Raw genomic sequence first — 12233 nt, 5'->3', positions numbered from 1 at the left:
GCCCGTTCGGGCCAGAGAATAGCTTCGCGTTTTTGGAGAAGATTATTCTCCTGAGCCGAGAGACGCTTTACGATCGGTGGGTGCCACACACGCTCGAACTCGACCGGCCGGCCGACGGCGTCGTCGTCGTGCGGCTGAACCGCCCGGAACGGCTGAACGCGATCAACGAGGCCATGCAATCCGAATTGGCCGCGGCGCTGGGTGATTTGGCGAGCGACCGGTCGGTGCGTGCGTTTGTCCTCACGGGCGCCGGTCGCGGCTTTTGCGCCGGGATCGACATGCGCGACTTCGGGCCCAATATGCCCGAGGCGAGCGCCCCCGCACTGGACCGGATGCGCTTCCAGGAGGGCATGGCCGCGCTCGCCGAGGGCGTGCGCAACCTCGCGCAGCCCGTCATCGCCGCCGTCAACGGCCCCTGCGTCGGCGCGGGGTTCGCGCTGTGCCTGGCCGCCGACATCCGAATCTGTTCGGCCGACGCCTCGTTCGGCAACGCCGCCATCCTGCTCGGGCTGTCCGGCGCCGAGATGGGCATGAGCTACCACCTCCCCCGCATCGTCGGCACCAGCGTCGCGGCCGACTGGATGCTCACCGGGCGCACGGTCTCGGCCGCCGAGGCCGATCGGCGCGGGCTGGTCAGCGAGATCGTCGAACCCGACAGGTTGCTCGAGCGCGCGACGGAGTTGGCAGAGCTGATCGCCGGCCTGGCCCCGCTCGGCGTGCAGCTGACAAAGCGTGCGCTGCAGGTGAATACCGACGCGGCGAGCCTGTCGTCGGCCCTGGAGCTGGAGAACCGCAACCAGGTGCTCTCGCACGCGACCGAGGAAGCGGCCGAACGCCGAAAGAAGTGGTCCGGGTGACCGAACCAAGGAAGGACGACGGATGTCGTGGGACTTCTCCACCGACCCGCAGTGGGCCGAGCAGCTGAACTGGGTCGAGGAGTTCGTGCGCAGCGAGTGCGAACCGATCGACCTGATCGTCAACGAGTCTCATGACCTGAACGACCCGGTGCGCCAGGCGCTGATCCCGCCGCTACAGGAGGTCGTGAAGGAGCGCGGGCTCTGGGCCACCCACCTCGGTCCGCACCTGGGCGGGCCGGGCTACGGTCAGGTGAAACTGGCGCTGCTGAACGAGATTCTGGGTCGTTCGGAATGCGCGCCGATCGTGTTCGGCTCGCAGGCGCCCGACTCGGGCAACAGCGAGATCCTGGCGCACTACGGCACCCCCGAACTCAAAGCGCGCTACCTCGAGCCGCTGCTGGACAACCGCATCGTGTCGTGCTTCTCGATGACGGAGCCGCAGGGCGGCGCGGACCCCAAGGTGTTCCGCACCACCGCGGTGCCCGACGGTGACCACTGGATCATCAACGGGGAGAAGTGGTTTTCGTCGTTTGCGTCGATGGCGTCGTTCCTCATCGTGATGGCGATGACCGACCCCGACGCGCCGCCGTACCAGCGCTACTCGATGTTCGTCGTGCCCGGCGACACCCCGGGCATCCATGTGATGCGCGACGTCGGGCTCGGGTATCAGCCGATGGGCGGCGGGCGCGAAGGGTACGTCCGTTATGAAAACGTGCGCGTGCCCGCGGATCACATGCTGGGCCCGCGCGGCGGGGCGTTCGTCGTCGCACAAACCCGCCTGGGCGGCGGGCGAATTCATCACGCCATGCGCACGGTGGGCCTGGTCCGCCGCATCTTTGAGATGATCTGTGAGCGCGCGGTGTCGCGCTACACCCAGGGCGAGGTGCTGGCCAACAAGCAACTGGTCCAGGAGATGGTCGCCGACTCGTGGATGGAAATCGAGGCCTTCCGGCTGCTGACCCTCCAAACCGCTTGGAAGATCGACCAACTCAACGATTACAAGGCGGTGCGGGCGGACATCTCGGCGGTCAAGGCGATGATGCAGAAGGTGTTGCACGACGTGTCGTCGCGGGCGCTTCAGCTGCACGGATCGCTGGGCACCACGCACGAGATGCCCTTCGTGCGGTACCTGGTCGAGTCGTTCGTGCTCGGCCTTGCCGACGGCCCCACCGAAGTGCACAAGGTGACGCTGGCCCGCCTGTTACTCAAGGACCGCCCGCCGGCGCCCGACCTCTTCCCCTCCGAGCACCTGCTCCGGTTGCGCGCGGCCGCCGAGGCGAAGTTCGCCGACAAGCTTGCGGGCATCCCCCGCGGCGTGGCGATCGCTAGCCCGGCGGAGCCGGGCGAAGCGGGTCGCCACCATCGGCCCTAGACGGCTTTGGTGGTGCCGACGTAGGACAAAATCACGTCGGACTGGTCGGTGATCCGCGTCAGCGTCGCATACGAGCGGATGAACGACTGGCCCACGCACCCGTCGATCTTGACGTGGAAGTTGCTGATCATCACCCACGGACTCGCGCCCTTGAACTCCTTCTTGATCACCGGCACCACGATCACCAGGCCGGGCTTGAGACCGACGCTGAGCACACCGTTAATCGGCGTGGAGATCAACGGCAGAATGCCCGCCGTCACACCGGGGATCAGGGCCGTGGCCCCGAGCGACGGCGTGACGCCCGCGCTACCCGCCATCGTGACGCCGTTGGAGGTGCTCATGTCGATGCCACAGCCGATCTCGTAGCCCACCTCGAGCTCGCCCCGCGGCTGTTCCGGCCCGATCAGCGAGCCGACGAAGATTCCGCTCGACAGGTATTCGCGGGACGACGCGGCGGTTGTCAACGGCGCCACCGGAACCTGCGACTCGTCCTTCGCGCCGAGGCCCAGGGTCCAGCCGTCGGGGGTTTGGAGGGTTGCTGGCGGGTTCGACGGGACCAGTCCGTCGGCCGGCGGCGTCGTGGCGGCGGCCGGGTCGACTTCGGGGTCGGCGCCGGCCTGGGCCGCGCTCGTCACGAGCGTGACAAGGCAGACCGCGACAGCCGCGGCGCGGCGGACGACCACGGCGATGGGCCTCACGCACGACACCGTAGGCAGTGCCGAATTCACCTCGCGGTATTTGCTGGCCGAACCGTCGCAGTTGTTTTGCATTCGTGATTGAAATGCGACTTCGGGCCGTATTGCTGAGGGCGACCATTTCCTGCTCCGGAGCGCTACGATCGTCTGCTATGAAACGTCACCCGTTCGCCCTGGGCCTGCTGGCCGGTGGGATGACGGCCGTGGCGCTCGCGGTCGGCGCCGGCACCGCAAACGCGGACCCGGTGGACCCCTTCACGCCGGGACCCGGCCTGATCGACCGAATAGTCACGGAGACGCCCGACCTGTACGCGTCGCCGCGCGACGAGGTCGGCCCGTCAAAGCGTTCGGATCGGGTCGGGATGGTTTGCCAAAATTTGTATGCGCGGTGCCGCTGAGCCGCTGCTAGTCCAGCAGTGACCGGGCGCGTTCCAGCAATCTCGGCAGACTCGCCGTCATCGCTTCCAATTCGGTTCGCGGGGAACGCCTTCGGCGGTTGTGCTTGACGATCAGCGACCAGGTCGCCGCCGACTTGAAGCATGCCAAGGCGGTGAACCAGCCCAGGTCGTTGACGTGGCAACCCAATTCGTGTTGATAGATGTCGGCGAGCTCGCCGGTCGGGGGCGCGATGCCGGACGATCCGCCGCGCCGGTAGGTGTCCGGGTCACAGATGATCAGGAACCAGCCCACGTCGATCCGCGGGTCACCGATCGCCCAGATCTCCCAGTCGATCACCGCATTGATTCGGGCCCCGGCGGCCAACAGGTTGCCCAGCCGGAAGTCACCGTGGACCACGCTGGGGCCCATGGCCGCCGGGGCGCAGGCCAGCAACGCGTCCCGCACCCCCGGCCAGCCGGGCACCAGCGCCGCGTCGACGGTCCGCAGCGTGTCGGACCAGCGCCGCACCTCCGCGACCGGTTCCATCAGCGGTTCATCGCCCAGGCCGAGGTCGGCCGGTGCCAACCGGTGCAGGGCGGCCATGACGCGGGAGGCGTTGCGGTAGCGCCCGGCCAGCTCGGCGACCGGCGGGCAACCGTCGAAAAGGGGCTCCACGCAGTCGCCTTCGACCCGCGACATCACGAAGAGCGGCGGGCCGCCCGCGTCCTCCCACAACACCTCGGGAACCGGAACCCCGCTCCCCGCAAGCGCTTTCATGACGCGCGCCTGCCGCAGCACGTCGCGGTGCGCGACCGGCTCCACACCGGGCGGCGCAACCTTGATCACCACCGCCCGCCCGCCGCGCACACCGGAGAACGTGAGGCTGGACGCGCCGCCGGCGAGCGGCGCGACGTCGGCAACACCCGCCGCCGCGAGCCGCGTCCGCAGCTCGTCCAGGTCGAGCTCGGTCACTCAGCCGGCCGGCTTCGACCAGCCGACTTCGGCCAGGAAGGGCTGGGTGTGCGCGATGCGCCCGGTCATGGACTTGGGATCTCCGGTGCACAGCCGCAGGGCGGTCTCGGTGATCAGTTCGATGTCCTCGGTGTCGGTCTTGGCCAGGTCCAGGGTGCCGGCCCCGGGGGTTGCGACCGGGTTGGACGGGGCGGCGGCGTTGACGGCGATGCCGTCGTCGTACAGTTCGGCGGCAAGGCTTTTGGTGAGCCGGTTGAGCGCGGCCTTGGCCGTTCCGTAGACGCCGAACCCCGCGGTCCGGTCGAATTCGGAGAACGGCGGTCCCGGCGGCAGGTCGCCGCCCACCGACGTCAGGTTCAGGATCCAGCCCCGCCCGCGCTCCCGCATCGCCGGGATCGCCAACTGGCTCAGATGCAACGGGCCGAGCACATGCATCTCGATCATCAGCCGGGCGCGCCGCTCGGGGAACCCGTCGAGCGGCCGCAGGAACGTGACGGCGGCATTATTGACCAGGATGTCCGGGGCGCCGACGGCGCTCACCACCTCCGCGAAAAGCCGTTCGCGCTCGTCCGATTGGGAAAGGTCCGCCGGGACCGCGATGGCGCGGCCACCGGCGGTCGCGATCTCGTCGCGGGTCTGGCTCAGCGATCCCTGGTATTTGGCGTCGGGTTCCATCGTGCGGGCGGTGAGCGCCACGGTGGCGCCGTGCGCGGCGAGTCGCGCGGCGATCGCCTTGCCCAGGCCGCGGCTGCTTCCCGTGACGAGCGCGACCATTCCGTCGCATCGTCGGTCTGCGCCCATTCGAATGTCCTCCAGTCCCGCCAGGTATGGAAATGGCTTCTCCAATACAGAGAATGCCATTATCACCGGGTCGAGCGGAAGCACGGGCCGGATCGGAGAACCTGTCGGTGACAAGATTCCCTGGTCATCCAAAGGGGAACCTGATGTGGCATGGCCACACCCCGGGAGGTCATCGAACTCATCGACGCGCTCGCCGAAGACATCTACGACGCCTACGACAACCCCCGCCTCTACCCCGCGCCCGAGAAAGCCAAGGCGCTGACGGCGTCGCGCTACCTGGCCAGAAAGCTGGTCAGGAAGGGCTGGCGCAAGGGCGGCGGCATCTATCTGCCCCGCTGCCCGTACGGAACCGTCACGTGCTTTGACCCGGAACCGCACCGGCACTGCGAAACGTAGGCCGCCCGGCGCGTGCGTCGATCGAATACGTCCCACCGCCCAGGAAGACGAGCAGGAAGAAAGCGAAGCAGAACAGGATCGCCAAAAGTCCACCGTTGCCCGCCGGTGGATCCCCCACGGGCCAGAGCGCTTTGGGTTGATGCATCCAGAAATAAGCGACCGCCATTTGCCCCGAGGCGATGAAAGCCGCGGCGCGGGTGAACAATCCGGCCGCGATCAGAAGCCCGGTGACAACCTCGATCACACCGGCGTACCAACCGGGCCAGGTTCCGGCCGCGACCGCATACGTCGGATGGACGGGCCAGGCGAACACGATATTCGAGCCACACGCGGCGAAGAGCAAGCCGTACACGAGACGGAAGAGGCTCAGCACGGCGGGCGAATACTGGTCGAGAGTTTTCGTCATGCCCCCGAGGTTACGGTCGCCGCCCAATCGAGCACGCGCCTCCACAGCCGCTGCCGGCTGGACGCCATGTTGTGGCAGTGCGCGCTGTCGGGCAGCACGACGGTCGTGAGGGCGGGGCTGCGGCGATACAGGCCGGCCTCCGTGCGGGGGTCCGGTGAGACGTCGACGACCCCGAAGCCGACGAGCACCGGAACGTCGATCTGTGCGGCGTGCTCGGCGACCACGCCGGGGATCATCGCGGTGCCGAATACCCTCGGTACCACCGACTTTGCCGTGACGCAGTCCGCCGCCACGACATCGGCGGGCACATCGGCCAGGTGGAACCAGCTCTGCAGGTACTCGCGCGGGCCCTCGGCATAGGGCTCGGGAAGGGCGGCGAGGATCTGGCGGGCCAGCTCGGCGCGGCCCTCGGCGGTCCCCGCCCGGGCGATGAAGGCGGCATCCAGGTTCAGCGGCGCGACGTGTTGATTGGTGCAGCCGAGGACCGCCAGCCCCGCGTAGCTGGAAAACAGGGACTGCTGAACGATGGCGAGATACCCGCCCAGCGAATGCGCCACGGCGAGGGTGGGGACGCGCTCGCCGGTTTCCTCTGGCAGCGTGGAGACGGCCCGCGCGAGCGCGGCGGCGATGTCGGTGAAGTCGAAATCGCATGCCGGCTTGGAACTTTCGCCGGTGCCCAGCGGATCGATGGTCACCACGCCGTAGCCGTTCCCGGTGGCGAAGTCGGCGAAGCTGTAGCCGCCGCGGCCCGGGAACTTCAGGTCCCAGTATTCGCGGCTGTAGGTGCCGCCCGGCAGGCAGACGAGCAGGGCGTCGGCGCCACGGGGCGCGGGGTAATAGGTCGCCGCCAACCATGCCTGTAGGCCGATGACGTCGCTGACGTCGAAGCGCATGGGACGTGGCACCTCAACAAAGTAACGCCGTGCCGCTCCGCTCGGATATTCACGGCATGATCGGCAACCGCACTGCGACCGCGGCCCGCGCCGCCGGCGTCGCGATGCTGGTCGGCGCCACCGCGCTGGGCCTGGCGGTGGGCGCCGCGCACGCCACGCCCGACCCGCCGCGCGGCGAGGGCACGCTTTACGGCAACCCGGTGGCCGCCGCCCCGTTCTGGCGCTACCAGGGATACGACGACGACTGCGTGGAGATGGCCGTCGCCGATGTCGTCGGTGAGCTGACCGGCAAGCCGCCCTCCGAGCAGGCCATCGTCAAGCTGGCCCAATCCACCCCGAGCACCGTCCACTCCGGGCCGATCTACACCAAGCCCAAGAAGCGCAAGCCCGGCAGCGGCACGTCGTTCGACGACGAGCCGGCGCTGCTGGCGCACTACGGCATCCACTCGACCTCAACCGACGAGCAAAGCGCCGCGAAGAGCGGTGTCGCAACGGGGATGTCGGCGCTGGAGCAGGATCTGGTCAAGGGCCGCAAGGTGATCGTCGGAGTCAACTCCGAAGTCATCTGGGGCGAGCCCATCGAGGACAAGACCCCGGACGGCCAGCCGGAAGCCAACCACGCCGTGGTGGTCACCGGCGTCGACACCGCGGCCGGCATCGTGCACCTCAACGACAGCGGCAGCGAGGAGGGCCGCGACGAGCAGGTGCCGATCGACGTCTTCGCCAGGTCGTGGGCCAGCAGCGACGACCAGATGACCGTCACCGGTTAGCGACGGGAGCGGCATTCAACAGGCCGACCAGTGCCGCGGTCACCTCGCGGGGGCGCTCCTCCATGACGTAGTGGTCGGCACCGGGCAAGTGGACCAGCCTGGCATTGGGAATGCGGTCGGCGAGTTCGCGCGCCGTGTCGAACGGGATGTAGGGGTCGCGCTCACCCCAGATCACCGCGGTCGGGCACCGGACGGTCGCAAGCCCGTCCGCCAGCCAGCCGACGGCGGGAACCGGGTAGTGGGCGAAGAATTCCCAAAACGTGCGCCGGCCTTGCGGTGTCCTCATCCAGCCCAGGTATTCGGCTTGCAGCGCGGTGTCGAAGCAGCCGAGTTTTCGGTAACGGGCCAGAGCCACGTGGTGTATCGCGGCCAACGGCAGCCGTCGCGCGGCCGCGGACAACACGGGGTTGGTCGCGATCCGGTGCTCCGCCGACGAGAACCGGTAGAACCACGGCCGGAAGATCCCATGCGCCCGGGTGTTCAGCAGCGCGAGCCGTTGCACCCGGTCGGGGTGGCGAATGGCGTAGCCGAGCCCGATGAAGCCGCCGTAGTCGTGGGCGCACAGGTTAAATCGCTGCCACCCCAGCCGCTCCACGAGCCGCTCGAGGCGGTCGACCTCGTTGTCGTACGTGGGCGGCGTCGACGGCGGGTCGGACCGGCCGAATCCCGGCCAGTCGGGTGCCACGACGTGATGGGTGTCGGCCAGCGCCGCGATCTGGTGGCGCCAGCAGGAGGCGCTCTGCGGATACCCGTGCAGCAGCAGCACCGGCTCGCCGCTGCCGGCAGCCACGCCAAACACCCTGCGCCCGTCGACATCCCACGTCGTCGCCGTCATGCCCGGAAATCTATTGGAAATTCACCGGGCGCCGCCCCACGTTTCGAGACGAACGCCGCTCGATTACGGCCGGCGTCTGGTGCACGGGTCCTGACAGGCGCGGTTGATGCCGGGCAGCATCTGATGCGCGAAGTCCGCGCCGGTGCGGACGGTCAATGCCACGACGACGGCGCCCACCAGGCATGCGGCGGCGGCGATGAACATCTCCACCGAGAACCCGGGACCGAGCGGCTGCCCGGGACCGGCGCTGATGCCGGCCGTCGGCGAAAGACCGCAGACCACCGAGGCGGCGGTGAACACGACCAGCCGGCGACGAAAACCCGCCGGCGGCCGTAGCGGTCGCCCGCGGCGCCGCCGGTGAGCAGCAGCGCACTCAGCGTCAGCAGGTAGCCGTCGAGGACCCACTGCTGACCGGTCAAACCGCCGCCGAGGTCGCGCCCGATCGCCGGCAGCGCCACATTGACGACGGTGCCGTCCAGCAGCGCGATGCCGGAACCGAGGACGGCCGCGGCAATCAGCCAGCGCGCCCCGGCCGAGGCCAACGGCAATTGGTCCATGATTGAGGATTCTGGCCTACGATCTCCCGCATGCCGATCCTCGGAAACGCGACGGCCGTCGCCGCGAAAGTGTCTCGGGCGACGTCCAACGCGTTGCGAGTTGAGCTCACCACCCCCGACGGCGCCGAAGTGGCGCGCGCTCAACAGAAGGGCGGCGTCGGCGTCCTGCTCGGATTCAAGAACGGCGGCAAGAGCGACTACACCCTGTCCAGCCCCGCCGGCGAGGAACTCAGGCTATCGGTGGCCGCGACGACCACCGTCACGAACCAGAACACACCCGTGGGAAAGATCGTCCCATCCGACGGCGCGGCACGGTTGGAAGACGGCGGCGGCACCGTCCTGGCGGCGATCCGGCCGCACACCGGGGCCAAGGGCGACAGCGCCTGGCATCACCCGATCGTGTCCCCCACCGGCGACCAGCTGGGCGTGCTCACGCTGATGAGAGTCCACACCGGTTGGCGCGACATCGAATTCGAGGCCGCCCAGTTGCTGTTCAACACGAACGTCGCCACCCTGAAAGCGCCGTCGGCCGGTGCGATGCTCGAACTGCGCGCGCCCGTCCATCCCGTGCTGGGCGACATGCTGGCCGCGGCGTGCGTCGACTTCTCCGTGCTGCCACGCGGATACATCGCATAACCCCGGAACGCCGTCTCGTCGCTCGCGCGTGGGCTGGCGTTCATTTCGGCGACGTCAGTTGCGCGCCTGATGTGCAAACACCGCTGCCACACTGACTCACCTGCCACCCATCCCTAGCGAGTAGGTATCCACGATGACCGATGTCGAGCAGACGCCCTCCGACGGCCTTTCCGCCAGCCCCACGCGGGCCGACCTGGCCGAGCACTCCCGCACCGGGATGGGAGCCGCGGCGCTGCAACGGGCAATCACCGATCACCTGCGCTACTCGGTCGGTCGCCCCGCCGCGGCGCTGCGCCCGGAGCATTACTACCGGGCGCTGGCCCTCGCGGTGCGCGACCGCATGCAGGACCGCCGGGTGGCCTCGACGCAGACCTCGCTGGACCTCGGCCGCAAGGTGACCTGCTATCTGTCGGCCGAATTCCTGATGGGCCCACAGCTGGGCAACAACCTGCTGAACCTCAACATGGAGCTGGCGGCAAAGACGGCGCTGGCGGCGATGGGACAGAATCTCGAGACGGTCCTGGCGTGCGAGGAGGAACCCGGACTGGGCAACGGCGGCCTGGGCCGGCTCGCGGCGTGCTACCTCGACTCGCTGGCCACGCTGGAGCGGCCGGCGATCGGCTACGGCATCCGCTACGAATTCGGCATCTTCGATCAGGAGATCCGTGACGGCTGGCAGGTCGAGCAGACCGACAACTGGCTGGACCACGGAAACCCTTGGGAAATACCGAAACCCGACGTCAACTACTTGGTCAAGTGGGGCGGCTACGCCGCGCACTACACCGATGACACCGGCCACGATCGCGTCCGGTGGGTGCCCGGGCGCGTCCTCAAGGGCGTCGCCTACGACACGCCCATTCAGGGTTACGGCGTCAACACCTGCAACGTGCTGACGCTGTGGAGCGCGCGCGCCGTCAAGTCGTTCGCGTTGGATGCCTTCAACACCGGCGACTACTACGGCGCGGTCGAGGACGAGGTCATGTCCGAGACCGTCACCAAGGTGTTGTACCCCAACGACGAGCCGGAGGCGGGCAAGCAACTGCGCCTGCTGCAGCAGTACTTCTTCGTGTCCTGCTCGCTGCAGCACGTCCTGCACATCATGGACGATCTCGCCGACGCCGGCGTGCGGGAACTCCCCCAGCGATTCGCCCTGCAGCTCAACGACACTCACCCCTCGATCGGGGTCGCCGAGCTGATGCGGTTGCTGGTCGACGAGCGGCAGCTGGACTGGGACGAGGCGTGGGACATCACGGTCGCGACGTTCGGATACACCAACCACACCCTGCTGCCCGAGGCGCTGGAGACCTGGCCGCTGGACATGTTCTCCGAGGCGCTGCCGCGCCACATCGAGATCATCTACGAGATCAACCGCCGATTCCTCGACGAGGTCCGCGCCCGCTTCCCCGGCGACGAGGACCGGCTGCGCCGGATGTCGCTGATCGGCGAGGACAGCGGCAAGAACGTCCGGATGGCCCACCTCGCCACGGTGGGCAGCCACGCCATCAACGGAGTCGCGGCGCTGCACTCCGAGCTGCTGAAAAGCAGTGTGCTCAAGGACTTTTACGAGTTGTGGCCGGAGCGGTTCAGCAACAAGACGAACGGCGTGACGCCGCGCCGTTTCCTCGCGCTGGCCAACCCCGGGCTGCGGGAGCTGCTGGACCGCACCGTCGGTGACGGCTGGCTGACGGACCTGAGCCGCCTGCGCGGGCTGGAGCCGTTCGTCGACGACGCGGCCTTCCGCCGGGAATGGCACGACATCAAACGCACCAACAAGGCGCGCCTGGCCAAGTACATCCGCTCGGTGGCGGGCGTCGAGCTGAGCCCGGACTGGATGTTCGACGTCCAGGTCAAGCGCATCCACGAGTACAAACGCCAGCACCTCAACGTCCTGCACATCGTCGCGCTGTATCACCGGCTCAAGCAGGACCCCGGGCTGTCGATTCCGCAGCGCGCCTTCATCTTCGGCGGCAAGGCCGCGCCGGGCTACTTCATGGCCAAGCGGATCATCAAGCTGATCAACGCCGTCGGCGAGACGGTCAACGCGGACCCGGACGTGAACCGCTTCATCAGGGTGGCGTTCGTGCCGAACTTCAACGTGCAGAACGCGCACATGATCTACCCCGCCGCCGACCTGTCAGAGCAGATCTCCACCGCGGGCAAGGAAGCCTCCGGCACCGGGAACATGAAGTTCATGATCAACGGCGCCCTGACCATCGGCACGCTCGACGGAGCCAACGTCGAGATGCGCGACGAGGTCGGCGCGGAGAACTTCTTCCTGTTCGGCCTGACCGAGCAGGAGGTCGAGGCCGTCAAGGCGAACGGGTACCGGCCCGCCGATTACATCGACGGCCCCCAAGCTGGAAACGACGAGCTGAGCGCCGTGCTGGATCTGATTGCGAGCGGCACCTTTTCGCACGGCGACACCGAGGTGTTCCGGCCGCTGGTGGACAACCTGCGCCACGACGACCCCTTCCTGGTGTGCGCCGACTTCGCGTCCTACCTGAGGTGCCAGGATCAGGTGAGCGCGGCGTGGCGGGACACCGAGTCGTGGACGAAGATGTCCATCCTGAATACCGCGCGCAGCGGCAAGTTTTCGTCAGATCGCGCCATCACGGAGTACTGCGACGAGATCTGGAACGTCTGGCCGCTGACCGTCAAGATGTGA

At 68.1% G+C, this 12233-nt stretch carries 13 protein-coding genes and 1 pseudogene; 7 read left to right on the top strand and 7 right to left on the bottom strand.

What is annotated here, in order from left to right:
• The first annotated feature begins 80 nt into the window (after window positions 1-80).
• Both AC5Y2S_RS18095 and AC5Y2S_RS18090 read left to right on the top strand, forming a co-directional pair.
• Entirely contained in the window at window positions 81-857 is a 777-nt protein-coding gene (locus AC5Y2S_RS18095; protein WP_499957372.1) for an enoyl-CoA hydratase/isomerase family protein, read from the top strand.
• Between the two features lie 22 nt (window positions 858-879).
• Window positions 880-2229, top strand: coding sequence for an acyl-CoA dehydrogenase family protein (locus tag AC5Y2S_RS18090; RefSeq protein WP_499957371.1), 1350 nt, complete (start codon window positions 880-882; stop codon window positions 2227-2229).
• On the opposite strand, the gene AC5Y2S_RS18085 is transcribed toward AC5Y2S_RS18090, so the two are convergent.
• Window positions 2226-2912 (bottom strand): MspA family porin, encoded by a 687-nt coding sequence (locus tag AC5Y2S_RS18085; protein WP_499957438.1) that lies wholly within the window; start codon window positions 2910-2912, stop codon window positions 2226-2228. The two genes, AC5Y2S_RS18090 and AC5Y2S_RS18085, sit on opposite strands and share 4 nt — an antisense overlap.
• A gap of 164 nt (window positions 2913-3076) precedes the next feature.
• Here AC5Y2S_RS18085 and AC5Y2S_RS18080 point away from each other — a divergent pair, with 164 nt between their 5' ends.
• On the top strand, window positions 3077-3322 hold the full coding sequence (locus AC5Y2S_RS18080) for a hypothetical protein (RefSeq protein WP_499957370.1): 246 nt from the start codon (window positions 3077-3079) through the stop codon (window positions 3320-3322).
• 7 nt (window positions 3323-3329) lie between these two features.
• Here the strand turns inward: AC5Y2S_RS18080 and AC5Y2S_RS18075 are convergent, their stop codons facing one another.
• Window positions 3330-4274, bottom strand: coding sequence for a phosphotransferase family protein (locus AC5Y2S_RS18075; RefSeq protein ID WP_499957369.1), 945 nt, complete (start codon window positions 4272-4274; stop codon window positions 3330-3332).
• Window positions 4275-5075, bottom strand: coding sequence for an SDR family NAD(P)-dependent oxidoreductase (locus AC5Y2S_RS18070; RefSeq protein ID WP_499957368.1), 801 nt, complete (start codon window positions 5073-5075; stop codon window positions 4275-4277).
• A 150-nt stretch (window positions 5076-5225) separates the two neighbouring features.
• Between AC5Y2S_RS18070 and AC5Y2S_RS18065 the strand changes: the two genes are divergently transcribed.
• Entirely contained in the window at window positions 5226-5471 is a 246-nt protein-coding gene (locus AC5Y2S_RS18065) for a hypothetical protein (RefSeq protein WP_499957367.1), read from the top strand.
• Here the strand turns inward: AC5Y2S_RS18065 and AC5Y2S_RS18060 are convergent.
• Both AC5Y2S_RS18060 and AC5Y2S_RS18055 read right to left on the bottom strand, forming a co-directional pair.
• Window positions 5428-5877 (bottom strand): DoxX family protein, encoded by a 450-nt coding sequence (locus tag AC5Y2S_RS18060; protein ID WP_499957366.1) that lies wholly within the window; start codon window positions 5875-5877, stop codon window positions 5428-5430. The two genes, AC5Y2S_RS18065 and AC5Y2S_RS18060, sit on opposite strands and share 44 nt — an antisense overlap.
• On the bottom strand, window positions 5874-6770 hold the full coding sequence (locus AC5Y2S_RS18055; protein ID WP_499957436.1) for an alpha/beta hydrolase: 897 nt from the start codon (window positions 6768-6770) through the stop codon (window positions 5874-5876). The genes AC5Y2S_RS18060 and AC5Y2S_RS18055 overlap by 4 nt, the downstream gene beginning before the upstream one ends.
• A 56-nt stretch (window positions 6771-6826) precedes the next feature.
• Between AC5Y2S_RS18055 and AC5Y2S_RS18050 the strand changes: the two genes are divergently transcribed.
• On the top strand, window positions 6827-7540 hold the full coding sequence (locus AC5Y2S_RS18050; protein ID WP_499957435.1) for a C39 family peptidase: 714 nt from the start codon (window positions 6827-6829) through the stop codon (window positions 7538-7540).
• Here AC5Y2S_RS18050 and AC5Y2S_RS18045 read toward each other — a convergent pair.
• Together AC5Y2S_RS18045 and AC5Y2S_RS18040 are read right to left on the bottom strand one after the other, a co-directional pair.
• Window positions 7530-8375 carry an alpha/beta fold hydrolase gene (locus AC5Y2S_RS18045; protein WP_499957365.1) on the bottom strand — a complete coding sequence of 282 codons (846 nt, stop codon included), beginning with the start codon at window positions 8373-8375 and terminating at the stop codon, window positions 7530-7532. The two genes, AC5Y2S_RS18050 and AC5Y2S_RS18045, sit on opposite strands and share 11 nt — an antisense overlap.
• A 258-nt stretch (window positions 8376-8633) precedes the next feature.
• Window positions 8634-8932, bottom strand: a pseudogene (locus tag AC5Y2S_RS18040) (MFS transporter); the annotation flags it as partial.
• Window positions 8933-8962: 30 nt separating this feature from the next.
• On the opposite strand from AC5Y2S_RS18040, the gene AC5Y2S_RS18035 reads away from it, so the two are divergent.
• Both AC5Y2S_RS18035 and AC5Y2S_RS18030 read left to right on the top strand, forming a co-directional pair.
• Window positions 8963-9568, top strand: coding sequence for a hypothetical protein (locus AC5Y2S_RS18035; protein WP_499957364.1), 606 nt, complete (start codon window positions 8963-8965; stop codon window positions 9566-9568).
• Between the two features lie 217 nt (window positions 9569-9785).
• Window positions 9786-12233, top strand: a complete 2448-nt coding sequence (locus AC5Y2S_RS18030) for a glycogen/starch/alpha-glucan phosphorylase (protein ID WP_499957434.1) — start codon at window positions 9786-9788, stop codon at window positions 12231-12233.

The organism is Mycobacterium sp. NGS69, assembly GCF_059812165.1.
This window is presented reverse-complemented; position numbering and strand designations above follow the sequence as displayed.